This is a genomic window from Sphingomonas sp. J315, from assembly GCF_024666595.1.
Taxonomy (GTDB): domain Bacteria; phylum Pseudomonadota; class Alphaproteobacteria; order Sphingomonadales; family Sphingomonadaceae; genus Sphingomonas.
The window spans coordinates 3,454,183-3,472,898 of record NZ_CP088296.1 but is presented as its reverse complement, the minus strand read 5'-3'; the positions used below and the strand labels follow the sequence as shown (position 1 = coordinate 3,472,898).

At 67.4% G+C, this 18,716-nt stretch carries 17 protein-coding genes and 1 pseudogene; 10 read left to right on the top strand and 8 right to left on the bottom strand.

The annotated features are described in order from the left end of the window. Window positions 1-119 precede the first annotated feature (119 nt). The 7 genes from LRS08_RS17640 to LRS08_RS17610 are packed head-to-tail and all read right to left on the bottom strand — an operon-like array spanning window position 120 to window position 7,551. Entirely contained in the window at window positions 120-1,181 is a 1,062-nt protein-coding gene (locus LRS08_RS17640; protein ID WP_260481059.1) for a tannase/feruloyl esterase family alpha/beta hydrolase, read from the bottom strand. Continuing rightward, window positions 1,099-1,641: a tannase/feruloyl esterase family alpha/beta hydrolase gene (locus tag LRS08_RS17635; RefSeq protein ID WP_260481058.1), complete on the bottom strand. Its 543-nt coding sequence runs from the start codon at window positions 1,639-1,641 to the stop codon at window positions 1,099-1,101. The genes LRS08_RS17640 and LRS08_RS17635 overlap by 83 nt, the downstream gene beginning before the upstream one ends. Then, on the bottom strand, window positions 1,641-4,274 hold the full coding sequence (locus tag LRS08_RS17630) for a TonB-dependent siderophore receptor (protein WP_257845940.1): 2,634 nt from the start codon (window positions 4,272-4,274) through the stop codon (window positions 1,641-1,643). Before LRS08_RS17630 ends, LRS08_RS17635 begins: the two co-directional genes overlap by 1 nt. A gap of 59 nt (window positions 4,275-4,333) precedes the next feature. Next, on the bottom strand, window positions 4,334-5,380 hold the full coding sequence (locus LRS08_RS17625) for a hypothetical protein (protein WP_257845941.1): 1,047 nt from the start codon (window positions 5,378-5,380) through the stop codon (window positions 4,334-4,336). After that, on the bottom strand, window positions 5,377-6,498 hold the full coding sequence (locus LRS08_RS17620; RefSeq protein WP_257845942.1) for a CapA family protein: 1,122 nt from the start codon (window positions 6,496-6,498) through the stop codon (window positions 5,377-5,379). The genes LRS08_RS17625 and LRS08_RS17620 overlap by 4 nt, the downstream gene beginning before the upstream one ends. Next, window positions 6,495-7,130, bottom strand: coding sequence for a cytochrome P450 (locus LRS08_RS17615; protein WP_260481057.1), 636 nt, complete (start codon window positions 7,128-7,130; stop codon window positions 6,495-6,497). Before LRS08_RS17615 ends, LRS08_RS17620 begins: the two co-directional genes overlap by 4 nt. 1 nt (window position 7,131) lies before the next feature. Further along, the gene (locus LRS08_RS17610; RefSeq protein ID WP_260481056.1) at window positions 7,132-7,551 is read right to left on the bottom strand and encodes a hypothetical protein; all 420 of its coding nucleotides are present in this window, start codon (window positions 7,549-7,551) and stop codon (window positions 7,132-7,134) included. Between the two features lie 201 nt (window positions 7,552-7,752). Between LRS08_RS17610 and LRS08_RS20405 the strand changes: the two are divergent. From LRS08_RS20405 to LRS08_RS17595, 4 genes and pseudogenes are all read left to right on the top strand, one after another. Beyond that, a pseudogene (locus tag LRS08_RS20405) lies at window positions 7,753-7,836 on the top strand (LacI family DNA-binding transcriptional regulator); the annotation flags it as partial. A gap of 46 nt (window positions 7,837-7,882) precedes the next feature. Next, window positions 7,883-8,746, top strand: coding sequence for a LacI family DNA-binding transcriptional regulator (locus LRS08_RS17605; protein ID WP_260481055.1), 864 nt, complete (start codon window positions 7,883-7,885; stop codon window positions 8,744-8,746). 59 nt (window positions 8,747-8,805) lie between these two features. Next, window positions 8,806-9,786 carry a hypothetical protein gene (locus LRS08_RS17600; protein WP_260481054.1) on the top strand — a complete coding sequence of 327 codons (981 nt, stop codon included), beginning with the start codon at window positions 8,806-8,808 and terminating at the stop codon, window positions 9,784-9,786. A 4-nt stretch (window positions 9,787-9,790) separates the two neighbouring features. Continuing rightward, a complete protein-coding gene (locus tag LRS08_RS17595) occupies window positions 9,791-10,915 on the top strand; it encodes an NAD(P)-dependent oxidoreductase (protein WP_260481053.1) in 1,125 nt (374 codons plus the stop codon). Here the strand turns inward: LRS08_RS17595 and LRS08_RS17590 are convergent. Continuing rightward, complete coding sequence (locus LRS08_RS17590; protein WP_257845947.1) at window positions 10,912-12,168, bottom strand: S9 family peptidase; 1,257 nt, start codon at window positions 12,166-12,168, stop codon at window positions 10,912-10,914. The two genes, LRS08_RS17595 and LRS08_RS17590, sit on opposite strands and share 4 nt — an antisense overlap. 59 nt (window positions 12,169-12,227) lie before the next feature. Between LRS08_RS17590 and LRS08_RS17585 the strand changes: the two genes are divergently transcribed. From LRS08_RS17585 to LRS08_RS17560, 6 genes are all read left to right on the top strand, one after another. After that, window positions 12,228-13,619: an MmgE/PrpD family protein gene (locus LRS08_RS17585; protein WP_257845948.1), complete on the top strand. Its 1,392-nt coding sequence runs from the start codon at window positions 12,228-12,230 to the stop codon at window positions 13,617-13,619. 33 nt (window positions 13,620-13,652) lie between these two features. Further along, entirely contained in the window at window positions 13,653-15,077 is a 1,425-nt protein-coding gene (locus tag LRS08_RS17580; RefSeq protein WP_257845949.1) for an aldehyde dehydrogenase, read from the top strand. 4 nt (window positions 15,078-15,081) lie between these two features. Then, window positions 15,082-15,222: a hypothetical protein gene (locus LRS08_RS17575; protein WP_260481052.1), complete on the top strand. Its 141-nt coding sequence runs from the start codon at window positions 15,082-15,084 to the stop codon at window positions 15,220-15,222. A 1-nt stretch (window position 15,223) separates the two neighbouring features. Beyond that, on the top strand, window positions 15,224-15,610 hold the full coding sequence (locus tag LRS08_RS17570; protein ID WP_312026692.1) for a DUF3237 domain-containing protein: 387 nt from the start codon (window positions 15,224-15,226) through the stop codon (window positions 15,608-15,610). 30 nt (window positions 15,611-15,640) lie between these two features. Then, the gene (locus tag LRS08_RS17565) at window positions 15,641-16,477 is read left to right on the top strand and encodes a p-hydroxycinnamoyl CoA hydratase/lyase (RefSeq protein ID WP_260481051.1); all 837 of its coding nucleotides are present in this window, start codon (window positions 15,641-15,643) and stop codon (window positions 16,475-16,477) included. A 211-nt stretch (window positions 16,478-16,688) separates the two neighbouring features. After that, window positions 16,689-18,704 (top strand): acetate--CoA ligase family protein, encoded by a 2,016-nt coding sequence (locus tag LRS08_RS17560; RefSeq protein ID WP_312026691.1) that lies wholly within the window; start codon window positions 16,689-16,691, stop codon window positions 18,702-18,704. The last annotated feature ends 12 nt before the right edge of the window (window positions 18,705-18,716 follow it).

Genomic DNA, 18,716 nt, shown 5'->3' with positions numbered 1-18,716 from the left:
AGGGAGGGAGCCGCCAACGGCGGCGGAAGGGTGAGGGCGACAGTTCTCCAGGTCATCCCGCTCACCCTCACCCCGCGCCGCTGCGGCTTGCCCCTCTCCCAAAGGGAGAGGGGTTTAGGTCAGGACCCCACCAGCGTTTTTCGACCCATATATTTGACCAGCGCCGGATCGACCACGCAGCGGTAAGAGGAGGCCGCCTCAACCGGCCCCTTCCCGTCCCAGCGTGCCGCCTGGGGATAGGGGCAGAGCGTCCGCGTGAACGCCTCCTTCCCCTCCACCAGCTTGGTCGCCGTCAGACGCTCCGGTGCCTGCCCCTTTTCGACCCAGTGGATCAGCGACCACAGCACGTCGCGTGACGGATCGCCGGGCCAACTTGAATGCCCCGACGCGCCGAGCTGGTCGGCGCCGGGGCCGCGCGCGCAGTGGTACATGCCGGGGGCCATGAACAGGCGGACGCTGTCATCGAGCCTCTCCAGCCCGCCATTGGCGCGGGCGAGTGCCGCATAATAGTCGATCGTCGGGCCGGCATTGGTCGATGGGTCGGCCCAGCCCTGATAGAGGATCGCCTTGCCCCCCGTCTTGATGAAGGGCGCAATCGCGACCTTGTCGGCGCGCAGTTCGGGCATCTTGCGGTTGGCGGCGAGCAGGTCGCGGCTGCGCTGGAAGCTGTCCTCGTTCCAGTTGGCGTCGTCATAGACGCCGTCCGCCCACATCGCGCGCAGCAGCGGCGAGGGCGGGCCGGGGCGCGTGCGGACGCCCGCGAACAGGCCGCCATCCATCGCCCTGCCCGCCTCGTCGCGCATCGGTGCGCGGATCAGGTCGAGCATCTTGAGCTTGGGCGCGGTCAGGCAGCCTTCGGTCTGTCCGGGCTTGCACAGTAATGTTGCGGTCTTGAACTTGCAGGCGAGCGGGTTGCTGATCACCCCGTCCTTGACGCCGTCCTGGCTGTCGCACGCGGCGGTCGCCTTGCTCTCATACAACGCCCAATCGGTATCGCTGAGCGCGCCAGCGGGGGTCCATTTCTGCTGCAGCGCGAACCACAGCATCCGCACCGATTGCAGCGGCATATAGGGTCCGGGCGCGCCGGCGATCACGCCGTCATAATCGCCGGGATAATTCTGCATCTGCTTGAGCGCCTGACGCCCGCCGCCCGAGCAGCCAGTGAAATAGCTCTTGTCCACGGGGCGGCCATAGAGATCTGGCGGCGAGCGCCTTGGCGGCGAGCGCGGTGAGATGAACCGCGCGATGTTCGTAGTCGACCCGCGCCTTGGGATCGGCCATCCAGCGCGCCTGGGTTACCTTGTGCCCGCTGTCGGTGGTGACCGTGGCGAAGCCTTCGCCGATGCGGCGGCTCATGTCGGTATAGTTGTAGACCCCGGCATCGCCGCCGACGCCAGCGCCGAGCAGCCGCCCGTTCCATGTCGCCGGAAGCCAGAGTTCGAAGCCGATATTACCCTCGATCACGCCCTCGACCCGGCACAAGGGCACGCTGACCGGGCCGCCGCGATAGAAGCTGGTCGTCTGCGGCGTCCAGCTCGGCGCGGGAGTGATCGCTGTCGCCGCCGTGACGGTGACCCCGCCCGGATGCGCGCCCGTGAGGGACGCGCACCCGGCAAGGGCTGCGGCGAGCAGTGCCGGCATCAGAACTTCACGTTCGCCGTGATCGCGAACATGCGCGGGATCGGGTTCGACGCCTGCGGGTCGAAGCCGTTGGTGGTGTCGACGAAGGGCGGATCCTCGTCGAACAGGTTGCGCACGTCGAGCGACAGGTTGATGCGGTCGGTGAAGTCATAGCCGATCAGCAGGTCGAACGTGTCGTAATTGCTCACCTTTCGCACCACGGTCGACGTGGTGTTGGTGTAGCCGTTGAGGTGGTTCCAGGTCAGCCGCGACTTGAACCCGCCGACCTTGGCACCGATGTCGGCTTGCGTGCGGAACCGCTGGGTGAAGCCGATCGTGTCGAGCACATCGACCAGCCCCGCGCCCGGCACCGCTTCGAACAGATAGTCGAGGACATAGGTGCCCTGGATACCGGCATCGAGATCGACCCCGCCCCAGTTCCAGCGATAGGCGGCGGTGAAATCGAGCCCGCGGAACAGCGAGGTGCCCAGGTTCTGGCGACGGCCATCGGCGATGAAGGTCACCAGCGACTGGTTGATCGCCTGATTGATCGGCAAGCCCGAGTTCACCAGCGCGCTGATCTGCGCCGGGGTCGGGTTGAACTGCACGAACTGGCTGTAGATCGGGTTGGTGAGCAGGCCGGGCGTACCGCGCAGCGCCTGGATCTGGTCGGTATAGTCGATCCGGAAATAGTTGACCGAGGCGGTGAAGCCGGGAAGCGCGACCGGCGCGACATCGACGCCGAACGACCAGGTCGTCGCCTGTTCCGGCTGCAACCCCGGATTGCCGCCGGCGATGCCGATACCGATCTGGTTCCCGCTGGGGCCGGGCAGCGTGTCGAAATAGAGGCCCGCGCCGCCGCCGATCGTAGAGACCTCGGTAAAGGTCGGCGCACGGAACGAGGTGCCATAGGTACCCTTGAGCACCAGCCCCTGCCACGGCGAATAGGTCACACCGATCTTGGGATTGGTGGTGCTGCCGAAATCGCTGTAATTTTCGTGCCGCAGCGCGAGGCTGAGGTTGAGGCGCTCCAGCCCCGGGGCGGCGTTGTCGGCACCGACGATCGGCACGAACAGCTCGGCAAAGACGGCGTCGACATTGCGGGTGCCGGAGTCAGCGGTACGGACCTGGGTCGCCGCCTGGCCGGTGAGCAGCGAGGTATAGGTATATTCGACGCGATGCTCCGCGCCCATCGCGATGCGGACATTGCCGCCGGGAATCGCGAACAGCGACCCGTCGAGCTGGGCGTTGATGACTTCGAGCCGCGTGCGGCCCTCGATCACGAAGTAATTGTCGGTGATCCGCGCCAGCGTCGCGGGGTTGTTCGGTCCGCCGAACACGTTGAGTGCGGTCGCCGGGTTGGTATCGGCCAGCGCGGCATTGAGCGCGCCGGCATTGATGCCCGAGCGACGGCGATCTGCGACCTCCTCCGACCGGCCCTGCGCGTAATAGATGGTGCCCTGGAAATCGCCGAACAGGTCGGCCTCAAGTCCGCCCGACACGTTCCAGGTGCTCGCCCAATAGGGGTTGGGAAGCGGGCCGGTGGCGGCGAGGAAGTTGGTCTGCACCGTCACCGACGTCGCGCCCGGGACCGGGGAGACGAAGAAGGGATTGGTGCTGGGGACGTTGGCGTTGGCGGTCGGATTGAACAGCAACGTGCCGCTGCGCCGCGAGTAGAAGCCGTCGGCAAAGATGCGGACGCCGTCGGTGATATCCTGGCTCAGTGCCGCAACGCCGCTCCAGCGCTCCTGATCCGGGATGACCTGCGCGATATCGCGGAATTCGCAGAGGTTGCGGGTACCCGCGACCAGGCTGCCGACATTCGCGGTGGTAACGCCGCCAGCGGGGATCGCATAGTTGACGCCGCCCGCGACGATCGTGCCCGGCGCGCAGTTGGTGCCGCGCAGGTCGCGGCCACCACGACTGCGATTGTCGGAGGTGTAGAAGTCGAGTTCGGACCCGAACAGATTGTTGTTCTTGGCATATTCGCCGGCTGCCATGATCCAGCCGGTGTCCCATTTATGTCCGACGAGCAGCGCGGCCTGTGCCTCGTAATAATCCGCTTCGGTAATGCCGTAGCGCCCGCGCACCTCGATCCCCGAGAAGTCCTTCCGCAGGATCAGGTTGACCACGCCCGCGACCGCGTCCGAGCCATAGACGGCGGACGTGCCGTCGGCGACGACCTCGATCCGGCCGAGCGCGATCGAGGGGATGGCGGACGGGTCGGTGAACTGGCCCTGCGTCCCCTGCGGCGGAAGGCGCTTGCCGTCATAGAGCAGCAAGGTCGCGTTGGTCGACAGGCCGCGCAGGTTGATGCCCGCGCCACGCGTCGCGTTCGCCGCGCCATTCTGCGCCGTGCCACCTGCACGGTTCGCGCCGAGCGAGACGACCTGCGGCACGCGGCGCAGGATGTCGTTGGTCGAGGTGACCGGCTCTTCCATGATCTGGTCGGCGTCGATCGCGATCACCGCCGACCCGACCGGATCGATGCCGCGGATGCGGCTGCCGGTGACGACGATGTCCTGCTCGGCAGCCTGGGTCTCGGCCGCCGGAGCCTCGTCCTGCGCGAGCGCCGGGGTGGCGATGGCGAGCGCGAGTACGCCCAGCGCGCTGCGGCCCAACAGGGTCGACGGGCGACAAATGGTCTTGGTCATGTTCAGTCCCCTCCTCAAGATCAGCCCGCCTGTTTCTGCGGGTCGAATGAAAGCGTATGTCAGGTGGTCTCCGCACGCGCCGCCCGGGCAGGCCGGTCGGCGTAGCGCGGAGCAAGCGAAAGCAACACGATGGCGGCGATCAGGATTCCGGCGCCGATCAGTTCGGCGGGGCGCGGATGCGGCAGGCCCCAGACCCAGGCGAGGATCAGCGCGCCCCCGACGCCCGCGACCAGGCTCGCGGCGCGCTCGAGCGGGACGCAATAGGCGTTCTCGCGCGGGTCGAGCAGGATGATGATCGCGAAGACCGAGACGATGGTGAGCGTGAAGCCGATGCCGAACAGCGGCAAGATCACCGGATCGGTCCACACCGAGATGAAGCCCCAGCCGAGCGCGCCCGACTGGCTGCCGATGCCCGATGCGGAAATCGCCGCGAGGATCGCGACCGACAGCGGGAGCGCGAAGACCTTTTCCTCGACGAAATACTGGCGGACGCTGGCGGGGTCGCCGCTCTTCGACACCTTGGTCATCACGATCAGGCGGACGAAGTAACCGACGGTGTAGAGCACCACGGTCAGGATCGCGAGCGGGGGCAGATACAGCCCGCCGCGGTCCTTGAGCGTGATGATCATCGCGACCAGCACCATCACCAGCGCGGTCCAGCTCCACCAGCGCACGCGGCGGCCGAACAACAGATCCACGATCGGCGCGATCAAGAGGATGTCGCCGCGCATCAGCAGCTGAATGAACGGTATGCTGACCCCTTCGAAGGTGAAGGACAACGGCACGGTGAACAGCACCAACGCGGTGCCGAGGCCGGAATACATGGTGTATTTGGTCGGCACCGGGATACGACGGCCAAGGATCATCACGCCATGCGCGTCCTTGTGCCAGCCCGACCACCAGATGAAGATATAGGTGAGCACCAGACTGATGATCAGCGATGCGGGCAGCGTTTCGAGGCCGGTCAGCGGGCGACCGAGGCCCGGATGCACGGTGCTCGTCACCAATTTGGTAATGATGACGTTGGGCAGATAGGCGAGCAGATAGAGGAGGACATAGCCCTCCAGCGGAAAGCCCGATGCAGTTGCGGGTTTTCCGTCGCTCATGCGGCGGCTTCCAGGACGACCATTTCACTCTCCACACGATAGCGGGCGTTGAGCCCTGCTTCGGCGGTCACGGCCGCCATGTAATCGACGATTTCGGCATGGCGCTCGCTACCCGGATCGACGAAGCGCGGCACCGCGTCGCGGTCGATGTAGAGCGGAAGAAAGCCCGAGCGGACGATGCGCCCGTTCGCGATCTCGAACCGTGCGACCATCGACAGGCGCGACGCCTTGGGGAAATTGTAGAGGCTGTCGAAATCCGGCTCCCACTCCTCGGCGAGGACCCGGATTTCGTTGAAGCTCTTCGACGCGGCGTGGACCGGGTCCATGCGCAAATCGGTCGCGAAGTTGCACAGCGAATAGAAGACCGGCGCGCCGTCGATGACCTCGCACCCCTTCAGGATATGCGGATGGCCGCCGAGGATCGCGTCGGCACCCGCCGCGACCGCCGCGCGTGCGACGTCGCGCTGATAGTCGGCGATGCTCGCGCGCACGAAATGGATGCCCCAGTGGAGCGAGACGAAGACGAGATCGGCGTCCGCCTTGGCCGCGCGGATATCCGCCTCAAGCGCTGCGAGATCCTCGCGATGCGGATAAGTGTGGATGCGCGCCGGAGTCCCCGGCTGATCATGCTCGATCTGTTCGTATAGCGTGTGCGCGCGCATCGGGGCGCAGCCGGGGCGGCGTTCCTCCGCCCAATAGCTGTGCGGCAGAATCGTGCAGTAAGCGAGGATCGCAACGCGCGTGCCGTCGCCGAGCGTGATCTTCACCGGCCGCCGCGCCTCGGCGATGTTGGCCCCTGCCCCGACGACCTTGAGGCCGACGCGTTCGAGATTGGCCTTCGTCTCGAAGAACGCGTCATTGCCCCAGTCGAGGACATGGTTGCCCGCCATCGAGATGACGTCGAACCCGGCGCGGGCGAGCGCATCGGCACCGTCGGGCCGGGCGAGCACGGCGTGGCGCGCCTGGGGCAGCCGGACGCCCTTTTCGGCGAAACTGGTTTCGAGCTGGGCAAAGGCGATGTCGGCGGCGTGCAGCACGTCACGCGTCGCGACATAGCTTTCGTCGTAACTGTCGCGATCGGGGGCGAGATCGCCCGCAGCGAGGAAGATGTGGGTCATGCCGCGCCCTCGAACGCCACCGGCACGCTGAGCGCGCCGATTTCGGGGAAGCGGGTCGGCTTGGGCTCTCCGGTCAGCGTGAAGCCCGGCGCGGCGGCGAGCAGTTCCTCGACCGCGACGTTGAGTTCCAGCGTCGCCAGCGCCGCACCCACACACGAATGCGTGCCGCGCCCGAAGGCCAGCGGATCCTTCATGTTGGGGCGGTCGATGCGGAATTCATGCGGGCATTCGAACACATCCTCGTCGCGGTTGGCCGAGGCATAGACGAGCGCGATTGGCTCGCCCGCCGGGATGGTACGCCCGCGGATCGTGACGTCGCGGACCGCCGTGCGGGCGAAGCCGCGATAAGGGGTGTAGAGGCGCAGAAATTCCTCGACCGCCGCCGGGACCAGCGCCGGATTGGCGCGCAGATGCGCCTGCAGCGCCTGATCCCGGCCGAGATGCACCGCGATCGACCCGATCATCACGCTGGGTGCGATGATGCCGACCACCAGCACCTGACGGATCGTGCCGACAATCATTTCCTCGGGCAGCGGCGCGCCATCGACGCGGGTGGCGAGCAGCGCGCTCGTCACATCCTCGTCCACCGGCATCGGGTTCGCCTTGCGGTCAGCGACGATGGCGCGGGCCATGTCATAGAGCAGCAGGCTCGATTCGCTTGGTTGAATCGATGTCGTTCGACTGAACCGCGATATTGTAGCGCTGACCCACCCGGGTGAGTTCGTCGACCGCATCGGGCGTCAGGTTCATCCAGTTGGCGAACACCGCGATCGGCATATGCGCGGAATAGTCGGCGACGACATCGCCCCCGCCCTTCGCGACCATCTCTGCCAGCAGATCCCGACAAATCCGCCGCACGACCGGCTCCAGCTTCGCGACCTTGCGCTCGGTCAGCAGGGGCGCGATCGCGCGGCGATAGGGGGTGTGCTCGGGTGGATCGAGGTGCAGCGGCGGGCGGCGGCCGGTAAAGGCGACTTTCGGCACGACATTCTGTTGCGAGGTGATGAAGGTCTGCCAGTCGGTCGCGGCCGCCGACACGTCATCATGTTTCATCAAGGCCCAGAAGCCGCCCCATGCGTCGCTATGCGCAACGGGGCACCGGGCGCGAAGCTCGGCATACTCTCCGTTAGCGCTGTCGAACGTCTCCGGCTGAAGCGGATCGAAGTCATGCGTCATAACAATACAGTTATTCCACAGTGCAAGCGCTTGCAACAGTTTTTGCATATTTTCCGCGCCCCGGTGTAGGAATGCGACATGGCAGGACGAAACCCACGCTTGGACGATGTGGCGGCGATGGCGGGCGTGTCGGCCGCAACGGTCTCACGCTACCTCAACAGCCCCGAAGTGGTGGCAGCGGCGACCGGCGCGCGCATCCGCGAGGCGATTGAAAAAGACCGGATATGTCCAGAACCTCGCCGCCACGGCGCTGGCGGGAAGCCGCAGCCGGATGATCGCGGCCCTGGTCCCCGACATTGCCCAGTCGATCTTCAACGACACGGTCGAGGCGATGATCGACGAGCTGGCCAGCGACGGGAACAGCGTCATGCTGGCGCTGACCGGCGCGGACAATCGGCGCCTGACGCGCGAGATCAACATGGCGCTGGGTCGGCGCGTCGATGCGATCATCCTGACCGGGATCGTATCCGATGCGGAGATGCGCGAACGGCTGCGCTCGGCGGGGATCACGGTGATCGAAACCTGGGGCCTGCCCGACGATCCGATCGACGTCGCGGTCGGGTTCTCCCACCGCGCAGCGGGCGAGGAGATGGCAAGGTTCCTGCGCCAGCGCGGGTACAAGCGGCCGCATCTGGTGGTCCCCCGATCGACGCGGTCGGAGCGGCGCGCGGACGGGTTCACGACGCGCTGGATGCACGATGGCGGCGACGAACCGACCCGGCTGGAAGTCAATGTTCCCAGCCACTTCGGGCAAGGCCGCCTCGCCTATCGCGGCCTCGCCGATCTGCCCGAACAGCCCGATGTGGTGGTGTGCGGATCTGACTGGATCGCACAGGGCCTGATCGTCGAGGCGCAGGCGGCGGGGATCCGCGTGCCGGACCAGCTGGCCGTCACCGGCTTCGGCAATCTCCGCCTGGCCGGCGACATGCGACCGACGATCACGTCGATGGATATCGACGGCGCGCGGATCGCGCGCGAGGTGATGCGCGTGCTGCGCGCGCGAGCTGCGGCGCACGAGATCGAGCGGCGGATCGATGTCGGCTTTCGGGTGATCGCGCGCGAGAGCGCATGAAAGGGCTTGCATCAGCGCATTCCGGGGTTAGCTTTATCACATAACAACCTTGGGAGAGCATGATGCGGATCGGACTATTCGCGCTTGGACTGGCGCTGATCGGCGGCACCGCGCTGGCGCAAACGGCTCCGCAGCCCGATCCGGAAGCGGCGCGCCGCATGGCCGAGATGCGCGCCGCCGACGTCAAGCGCCCCGATTCGGTCGGCACCGGCCCCTATGCCGCGATCAAGGAGGCCGATCCCGCTCTGCCCGACCACACCGTCTATCGCCCCGCCGACCTGTCCAAGCTCGGCGGCAAGAAGCTGGGCGTGGTGGTGTGGGGCAATGGCGGATGCGCCGCCGATGGGGCGAGCGCGCGGCATCACCTCGCGCAGATTGCCTCCTACGGCTATCTCGTGATCGCGCCGGGCAAGATCTACAGCGGCCCCGGCGCCCTGCCCCGCCCCGCTACGGCGGCACGCGGTCCCGATCCGGCTACCGGCCAATTGCCCCCGCCCGCGACGAGCGCGCAGGATGTGCTCAAGGGGCTCGACTGGGCGCTCGCCGAAAATGGCCGCGACGGCAGCCGCTACAAGGGGCTGATCGACCCGGCGCAGGTCGCGGTCGCCGGGCATAGCTGTGGCGGGTTGCAGGCGATTCAGGCCGGCGCGGACAAGCGGATCAAGACCGTGCTGGTCCATAACAGCGGGGTGTTCAATGACGGCAAGCAATCGATCAGCGGCATGACGGTGGAGAAGTCCCTGCTCAAATCGCTGCACACCCCGACGCTCTATGTGCTGGGCGGTAAGGGCGACGTCGCGTGGCCCAACGGCACCGACGATTATGCCCGGATCGACCATATCCCGGTCGCGCTGCTCGACGCCGATGTCGGGCATGGCGGCACGTTCCGCGAGGACAATGGCGGCGATGTCGGGCGCTTCTCGGTCGCGTGGCTGAACTGGCAGCTGCGCGGCGATGCCGAGGCGGGGAAACTGTTCAAGGGGGCCGACTGCGGGCTGTGCAAGGACCCGAAGTGGAAGATCGAGCGCAAGGGGATCTGACCGGGTGACCCGCCGCGCGCTGGTGGTTGGCGGGTCCGGCCCGACCGGACCGCTGGTCGTCAACGGCCTGATCGAACGTGGCTTTGCCGTGTCGGTGCTGAGCACCGGGCGGCACCCGGTGAAGTTCGCGGGATCGGTAGAGCGGATCACCGCGGATCCGCATTTCTCCGAGTCGCTGGAGGCGGCGCTGGCGGGGCGGCGGTTCGACGTGGCGGTGGCGAATTATGGCCGGTTGCGGCTGGTCGCGGCGGCGCTGGCCGGGCGCACGGACCAGCTCATCGCGATCAGCACGCGCGCCTATCCCGGCTGGCTCGATTCGGCGAGCATGTTCCGGCCGGAGGACGCGCCCGCCGACGCTTCCGCGCTCGCCCCGCGCACTTATGACGGCGCGAGGCCGGTGTCCGAGGATACGCCGCTCGAACCGCTCGGCAAGTTCGGCCAGCGCATCGTCGAAGCCGACCGGGCGGTGCGCGAGCATGGCGCGCGGGGCGATTTTGCCGCGACGATCCTGCGCTATCCGCGCCTCTATGGCCCGCGTCAGGATGGCGCGACCGAATGGAGCATAATCCGGCGACTGCGCGACGGGCGACGGCGGATCATCGCGCCGGAGGGCGGGTTCCTGGTCCGCAGCGCGCTGTACAACGCCAATGCCGCGCGGATCGTGCTGGCGGCGGTGGACCGGCCCGAGGTGGCGGCGGGCGAGACGTTCAACTGCGCCGACGCGGAGGTGCTGACGCTGCGGCGCTGGATTTCGGTGATCGCCGAGGAAATGGGAAGCCCGGTCGAGCTGGTGTCGGTGCCGATGGAGCTGGCGGCGCCCGCCTGGCCCTATGCGCGCTATCCGCTGGCGACCGGGCATCAGATCCTCGACACGACCAAGCTGGCGCGTCTTGGGGTGGCGCTGATCCCGGCGGAAGAGGCGCTGCGCGAAACGGTGCGCTGGTATCTGGACGATCCCGCACGGGGCGAGGCAGTCGAGCCGTTGCTGCGCGATGCGTTCGACTATGGGCTGGAGGATCGGATTATCGCCGAGATGGCGCGCAGCCGAGTGGCGATCGCGGCGGTGACGGGGGACGTTCTCGCCTATTCCCATGCGCACGCACATCCGCGCGCGCCGGGCGAAACCTAGCTACATTTGCCGCCGCGCCAGCATGGGCGCAGCATTGGGGCGGGCTTGTGCGGCACGAAGGCGGCGGGGGTTTGCGGCCATTTACCGGTCGTGATCCGCGTATCGAGATAACGGATCGTCGCCAGCACGGTTGCGGTGTCGAAGGTGCAGTGGCCCGCGGCGTTGACGTACAGGCTCTTCACGTCGCCGCGCGCCGCCTCGGCATAGCCACGCTGGAGGGCGGGCGCGGTGAGGCCGTCACCGATCGTCTGCACCGCGACCAGCGGCACCAGCGGGCGGGCATTGGGGGTGTAATTGGCGCGCATATAGGCGACTGCCTTGGGGTCGGCGGCGATGCGCTTGCCGGCGTTGAGGGTGGCGAGGTCGGCATCGAGCTTGAGCCCGGCGTCGCGGTACAGCGCCTCGACCATCGCGCGGCGGCCCGACCTGGCGAGCTGGGCGCGATAGTCGATGCCGGTGTTCCAGCTGAAGGTGCCGCCCGCGCGCGCCTCCTGATCGGTGCGCGGGAGATAGACTCCCATGACGAAGGACTTTGCGATCTCCGCGCCTTGTGCGGCGTAATCGGTGGCGGCAGGCTGGGGCTTGTCGCGGCTGGTCCAGCCGGGGATGCCCGCCAGCACACCGGCCAGCGCGATGCGCGCGCGGCCCTGCGGGGTCTTGGCCGCCTCAGCCAGCGCATCGGCGACACGCTTGCCGTTGACGCGGTCGTCGTCGATGCCGGTGACGCGGATGCCGGCATCGGGAGCGATCAGCGTGCGGAAGGCATAGGCGCCGTCGAGCGCCATGTTCATCATGCCGAGCGAACCGCCGATCGACGCGCACATCGGCGCGGCACCGTCGATGCCGCTGCCCTTCGCCTCGGCCAGCGCGGTGCTGACCAAGCCGCCCATCGAGCTGCCCCAGGCGATGACTCGCTTTGGCTTGCCGTGCTTCGCGGCGAAGGCGGCAATGGTGGCGCGCTGGGCCGGGACCGCCTGTTCGAGCGCCCAGCCGCCGCTGCCATAATCCGATCCGGCGATGGCATAGCCGGCGTCGAGCAATGCCTGACGATGCTGTTTGGGCGCGGGGTCGGGGTTGCCGACATTGGGGGAATAGCCGCGGCTGTAGAGCAGCAGCGTGCCGTTCCAGTTGGCGGGAACCTCCGCCGACCAGCGCGCGCCGCCGGGCAGGATTTGCGCTGCCGGCTCCTGTCGCGCGGTCCCCGGCAGCGTCATCGCCAGCATCGTCACCGCCGCAATCGCGCCTGTCCGCATCGCTCTCTCCCGTTTTTTGCTTGCGTTTCCGATAAAGCCGATGAAAGCGTTTGCATAGAATGTTTTGTGATAAAGCTATTTCGGCGACCATCGCGGCGCATTTTGCGGGACTGCCGCATGACGTGCTGCCGGAGGCGACCCGGCACGCGACGCGGCGCGCGCTGCTCGATGCGGTGGGGGTAACGCTGGGCGCGACCGGACTCGGCGAGGATGCTGCACCCTATCGCCGCCACGCCGAGACGACTCCCGGGCCGTCGCGGCTGATCGGCTTTGGCGGGTCGAGCACGCCCGCGCTGGCGGCGCTGGCCAATGGCGCGCTGGCGCATCAGCTGGATTTCGGGGACACGTTCGACGCAGGGCCGGCGCATCCCAATGCGGCGCTGGTCCCTGCCCTGCTCGCGCTCGCCGATGCGCGGCCCGCGCTGGCGTTCGGGGAGTTTCTGGCCGCGATGGCGGCAGGAAGCGACCTTGCCTGTCGCCTGTCGATCGCGGCGCCGCGACCCTATGAGGAAGGCGGCTGGTATCCGCCGCCTTTGGTCAATCTGATCGCCACGGCGGCGGCGTGCGCGCGGTTCATCGGGCTGGACGCGGATGGCATCCGGCATGCGATGGGACTGGCGCTGTTGCAGGGCAGCTTTCCGAGCGAGATCAAATATGATGCGACCTCGCCGATCCGGGGCGTGCGCGAGGGGCTGGTGGCGCGGGCGGCGGTCGAGGCGGCGTTGCTGGCCGAGGCTGGCGCGACGGCGTTCGCCGAGCCGCTGGAGGGGCGTGCGGGGTTCTTCGCCGTCTATGGCGGGGGTGCGCCGCGCGACGCGCTGCTCGACGGGCTGGGCGAAGCTTTTCTGGGCGATCAGGTTAGCTTCAAGCCCTGGCCCGCGTGCCGGGGGACGCATCCCTATATCGAGGCGGCGCTGGTGCTGCGCGACCGGATCGATCCGGCGCGGGTGGTGCGGATCGAGGCGGAGACCGGGCCGATCCAGGAAATGCTGATCCGCCCGCAGCCGGTAAAGGCCGAACCGGGCCGCGCGATCGATGCGAAATTTTCGATCCCCTACACCGTTGCGGCAGCGCTGATCGACGGGGCCGTAACGCTCGACAGCTTCGCGGCGGAGCGCATCGCTGATCCGGCGACACGGGCACTGGCGCACAAGGTGGTCGAGCGGCGCAATCCCGACTGGGGCCGGGGCCAAGCGGCGAGCGGATCGCTGGCGGTCACGCTCGACGATGGCTGTGTCCTGATCCATCGCGTGATGCAGGCCGCCGGGCACCCCGACCGACCGATGGATAATGAGTCGCTGATCGCCAAATTCGTCGATTGCGCCGCCCATGCCGCGCAGCCGATCGACGCGCGCCGCGCGCAGACCATGGCGTTGAACATCCTCGATTTTTCACCAGATCGTCCGGCGTGCAGCCTGATCGATCAACCGGCTTGCGCGCCTGAAACTTAGGTTATATAGCATAACAATATAAAGGAGAGGTTCATGGCTACGATCGCACCGCCGGCTCCCGGCGTCACCTTTACCCGTCTGAACCCGGTCACCGGCGCCGTGGCGACCGAGGCGAAAGCGTTCAGCGTCGCCGACGCGGATGAAGCCGTCGAAGCCGCCGCCGCCGCCTTCCCGGCCTGGTCGGCGCTCGGCCCGAATGCCCGCCGCGCCGCGCTTACGAAGGCCGCCGACGCGCTTGCCGCCAAGGCTGACCAGTTCGTCGATGCGATGATGGGCGAGATCGGCGCGACCGAAGGCTGGGCGCGCTTCAACCTGATGCTCGCGGTCGGCATGGTGCGCGAAGCCGCTGCGCTGACGACGCAGATCGGCGGCGAAGTGATCCCGTCCGACAAGCCCGGTTGCATCGCGATGGCGCTGCGAGAGCCGGTCGGCGTGATGCTGGGCATCGCACCGTGGAACGCACCGATCATCCTGGGCGTGCGCGCGGTCGCCGTGCCGCTGGCGTGCGGCAACACTGTGGTGCTCAAGGCGAGCGAGCAGTGCCCGCGCACCCACAGCCTGATCGCCGAAGCTTTCGACGAAGCGCTGCCCAAGGGCGCCGTGACCATCGTGACCAACGCGCCGCAGGACGCGGGCGAGATCGTCGGGGCGCTGATCGACAATCCGCATGTCCGCCGGATCAACTTCACCGGGTCTACCGCAGTCGGCCGGATCATCGCCAAGCGCGCGGCGGAGCATCTGAAGCCCGTGCTGCTCGAACTGGGCGGCAAGGCGCCGCTGATCGTGCTCGAAGACGCGGACCTCGACGAGGCGGTCAAGGCCGCTGCGTTCGGCGCGTTCATGAACCAGGGCCAGATCTGCATGTCGACCGAGCGGATCATCGTCGTCGACAGCGTCGCGGACGCGTTCGTGAGCAAGTTCGCTGCGAAGGTCGGGACGATGGCGGTCGGCGATCCGCGCGAGGGCAAGACCCCGCTGGGCGCGGTCGTCGATCAGAAGACCGTGGATCACTGCACGTCGCTGATCGCCGACGCGGTTTCGCACGGCGCGGTGCAGGTCAATGGCGGCGACGCCAACGGTGTACTGATGCCCGCGCATGTCATCGACAAGGTGACGCCGGAGATGAAGCTGTTCCGCGACGAGAGCTTTGGCCCCGTCGTGGGCGTGATCCGCGCGCGCGACGAGGCGCATGCAATCGAACTGGCCAACGACACCGAATATGGCCTGTCGGCATCGGTGTTCACCCGCGACACCGCGCGCGGCCTGAAGGTCGCGAAGCAGATCAAGTCGGGCATCTGCCACGTGAACGGCCCGACCGTGCATGACGAGGCGCAGATGCCGTTCGGCGGGGTCAAGGCATCGGGTTACGGCAAGTTCGGCGGGCGCGCGGGCATCGACAGCTTTACCGAGTTGCGCTGGATCACGATCGAGACCGAACCGGGCCATTACCCGATCTGATCCGATGGGCGCGCTCTCCCCTTCCCTTGCTCTGGCCGCAGTGGCGGGCATCGGGCTGGCTGTCGGCCAGTCCGCCTCCGCCCCGACTTTGACCTACGCCTTTTCGGCGCGGGTCGAGGTGACGGCTCCGGTCGAGCAGGGGTGAGATCGACGGCGCGCGCAAGCGCTTCATCCCGATCACCGGCGGCACGATCACCGGCCCGCGCCTGACCGGCACGGTCCTGCCGGGCGGCGGCGACTGGCAGGCGATCCATGCCGGCGGTGTGACCAGTGTCGAGGCGCGCTACTTCCTCAAGGCGGCCGATGGCGCGGTGATCGGCATCCACAATGTCGGCGTCCGCGTCGCCAGCCCCGAGGTGACCGACAGGATCGCGCGCGGCGAGAAGGTCGATCCCGGCAGCTATTATTTCCGCTCCGCCGCGAGCTTCGATCCCCCACCCGGCGCGCATCAGTGGCTGCGCAGCAAGGTGCTGGTCGGGCGCGGCATCCGAATGCCCGATCACGTCGTGATCGATTTCTACATCGTCGAATAGGCGCATGCAGCGCCCAACAGGGACATGAGTATGACCGAACTGAGCACCAACGGCGTCGTCGCCTACAGCGTCGAAAACGGTATCGCCTGGGTCAAGTATAACCGCCCGGACAAGCGCAACGCGCAGAGCCCGACGCTGAACCGCGACATGATGGAAGTGCTCGACAAGCTCGAATATCGCGACGATGTCGGCGTGCTGGTGCTGACCGGCGAGGGCGAGGCGTTCTGCGCCGGCATGGACCTCAAGGAATATTTCCGCGAGACCGAGGCGCAGGGCCTGGGCGCGAGCCGTCAGGCGCAGCGTGAGGCCTATGGCTGGTGGCGCCGCCTGCGCTGGTACCAGAAGCCGACGATCGCGATGGTCAATGGCTGGTGCTTCGGCGGCGCATATGGCCCATTGTTCGCGTGCGACCTCGCCTTTGCCGCCGACGAGGCGCAGTTCGGCCTGTCCGAGATCAACTGGGGGATCCTGCCCGGCGGCGGCGCGACCAAGGTGGCGACCGAGCTGCTCCCGTTCCGCAAGGCGATGTACCATGCGATGATGGGCGAGAATATCGACGGCAAGACCGCCGCCGATTGGGGGCTGGTCAATGAATCGATGCCGCTCTCGCAGCTCAAGGAGCGCGTGACCGAGGTGGCCAACGTGCTGCTCAAGAAGAACCCGGTGGCATTGAAGGCAACCAAGGACGCGGTACGTCGCGTTGGCCTGATGAGCTATGACGATGCCGAGGATTATCTGATCCGCGCGCAGGAAGCCGCCAACAGCTACGACAATGACGGCCGCAAGGAAGGCATCCGCCAGTTCATCGACGAGAAGAGCTACAAACCGGGCCTGGGCGCGTATGACAAGGACCGCGTGAAGGCGTGAGCCGACGACACTGACGTCACCCTCACCCTTCCCACTCGCTGCGCTCGCGGGCCCCTTCCCTCTCCCAATGGGAGAGGGAGGGAGGCGCGCAGCGCCGGAAGGGTGAGGGTGGCCACAGATTCCAGCATCGAGGACATGATGCCCGACCTTTCCCGTCTCCTGACCCCCCGCTCGGTCGTGATCGTGGGCGCGTCCCCCCACGCCCGGTGCGCTGGGCAATTCGGTACTGCGCAACCTCGAGCGGCACGGCTATGCCGGGGACATCCACCTGATCAATCCGAAGCGCGACGCGATCGACGGGCGGCCGTGCCTGAAGTCGATCGACGAATTGCCGCACGGCGTGGATGCGGCGGTGCTGGCGATCCCGGGACCGGCAGTGCTGGGCGCGGTGCAGGCGCTGGCGGCGCGGGGAGTCGGCGCGGCGATCATCTTTTCGGCAGGCTTTGCCGAGGGCGGCGAGGAAGGGCTGGCCGCACAGGCCGAGGTCGCGCGGATCGCCCACGAACACGGGATGGTGGTCGAAGGACCGAATTGCCTTGGCATGGTCAACTATGCCGCGGGCGTCCCGCTGACCTTCGTCGAGACGCCGGTGCTGGACCTCACCGGCAAGCCGACGATCGGCATCGTCAGCCAGTCGGGCGCGATGGCGGTCGTGCTGGGCGCGACGCTGATGAGCAAGGGGCTGGGCATCACCGTGTCCGTCTCCACCGGGAACGAGGCGGCGTCCGGCGTCGAGGATTATGTCGAATATCTGATCGACGATCCCGAAACGCCTGCGATCGCGATGATCGTCGAGCAGTTCCGCAAGCCCGCGCGTTTCCTCGCGTTCGCCGAGAAGGCACGCGCGGCGGGCAAGCATATCGTGCTGCTTCACCCCGGCACGTCTAGCGCCGCGCGCGAAAGCGCCGCGACGCATACCGGCGCGATGGCGGGCGACTGGCAGCTGATGAAGGCCAAGGTCGAGCGCGCCGGCGTCGTGCTGGTCGACAGCCTCGAAGCGCTGGGCGATGTCGTCGAGCTGGCGGTGCGCGCCAAGCCGGTGCGGCGCGGCGGCACCGCGGTGCTGACCGAGAGCGGCGCATTCAAGGCGCTGACGCTGGACCTGGCAGAGAATATCGGCCTCGACCTTCCCGCGATGGACGGCGCGACTGCGGAGGAAATGCGGGCCGCGATTCCCGACTTCATTCCGGTGTCCAACCCGATGGACCTGACCGCGCAGGCGCTGGTCGACCCCGATCTGTATCGCCGCACGCTGATCCCGTTGCTGGCGGACGACAATTTCGCGGCACTGGTGTTCGGAATCATCCAGACCGACCCGGCGACCTGCGCCCGCAAATTCCCCGCGATCATCGACGCGGTGACGGCGCTGAGCCCGCACAAGCCGGTGATCTTTGCCGGGATCGACGACGGGGCGGAGGTTCCTGCAGAGTATATCGCCGGGCTGCGTGCGATCGGCGTGCCCTATTTCCCCTCGCCCGACCGCGCCTTCCGCGCGCTAAGGCATCTGGGCAAGCTGGCCGAACGCGATTTTGCGACGGCGGATGCGGCGACGATTGCGCTCGATCTGCCATCGGGGGTGATCCCCGAATATCGCGCCAAGCAGCTGCTCGCGCCGGTCGGCATCCCCTTCCCCGCCGGTGGCTTTGCGGCCGATCTGGGCGAAGCGAAGGCAATTGCCGCGAAGGTCGGCTATCCGGTCGCGATCAAGGCGCAGTCGGCGGACTTGAGCCACAAGAGCGACGCGGGCGGTGTGATCCTCAACATTGCCGACGATGCCGCGCTGGATGCGGCATGGGAACGGCTGTTCGCCAATGTCGCCGCCTATGATTCAGCAATCGCGCTCGACGGCGCGCAGGTCGAGGCGATGGGCAAGCGCGGGGTCGAGCTGATTATCGGCGCGCGCAACGATCCCGAATGGGGGCCGGTGATTTTGGCGGGCTTTGGCGGGGTGACCGCCGAATTGCTCCACGACGTCCGGCTGTTGCCGCACGATCTGACCCATGACGCGATCGTCGCGGAACTGCGCGCGCTCAAACAGGGTGCGTTGCTCGACGGATATCGCGGATCACCCGCGCTGGATGTCGATGCGGTGGCGACGCTGATCGCGGGGCTGGGTCGCGTGCTGGCGGGGACGCCGTCGATCCGCGAAATCGACCTCAATCCGGTGGTGGTCTATCCCGAGGGTGAGGGCGTGGTCGCGCTGGATGCGCTGATCCTGGCCGATTAGTCCCCTCCTCCT

What these genes read in the sequence shown, in the direction of transcription:
- LRS08_RS17635 (WP_260481058.1), bottom strand. Translation starts at nt 1,641, where the DNA reads ATGCCGGCACTGCTCGCCGCAGCCCTTGCCGGGTGCGCGTCCCTCACG.
- LRS08_RS17630 (WP_257845940.1), bottom strand. Translation starts at nt 4,274, where the DNA reads ATGACCAAGACCATTTGTCGCCCGTCGACCCTGTTGGGCCGCAGCGCG.
- LRS08_RS17625 (WP_257845941.1), bottom strand. Translation starts at nt 5,380, where the DNA reads ATGAGCGACGGAAAACCCGCAACTGCATCGGGCTTTCCGCTGGAGGGC.
- LRS08_RS17620 (WP_257845942.1), bottom strand. Translation starts at nt 6,498, where the DNA reads ATGACCCACATCTTCCTCGCTGCGGGCGATCTCGCCCCCGATCGCGAC.
- LRS08_RS17615 (WP_260481057.1), bottom strand. Translation starts at nt 7,130, where the DNA reads ATGGCCCGCGCCATCGTCGCTGACCGCAAGGCGAACCCGATGCCGGTG.
- LRS08_RS17610 (WP_260481056.1), bottom strand. Translation starts at nt 7,551, where the DNA reads ATGAAACATGATGACGTGTCGGCGGCCGCGACCGACTGGCAGACCTTC.
- LRS08_RS17600 (WP_260481054.1), top strand. Translation starts at nt 8,806, where the DNA reads ATGATGCGGATCGGACTATTCGCGCTTGGACTGGCGCTGATCGGCGGC.
- LRS08_RS17590 (WP_257845947.1), bottom strand. Translation starts at nt 12,168, where the DNA reads ATGCGGACAGGCGCGATTGCGGCGGTGACGATGCTGGCGATGACGCTG.
- LRS08_RS17585 (WP_257845948.1), top strand. Translation starts at nt 12,228, where the DNA reads ATGTTTTGTGATAAAGCTATTTCGGCGACCATCGCGGCGCATTTTGCG.
- LRS08_RS17580 (WP_257845949.1), top strand. Translation starts at nt 13,653, where the DNA reads ATGGCTACGATCGCACCGCCGGCTCCCGGCGTCACCTTTACCCGTCTG.
- LRS08_RS17575 (WP_260481052.1), top strand. Translation starts at nt 15,082, where the DNA reads ATGGGCGCGCTCTCCCCTTCCCTTGCTCTGGCCGCAGTGGCGGGCATC.
- LRS08_RS17565 (WP_260481051.1), top strand. Translation starts at nt 15,641, where the DNA reads ATGACCGAACTGAGCACCAACGGCGTCGTCGCCTACAGCGTCGAAAAC.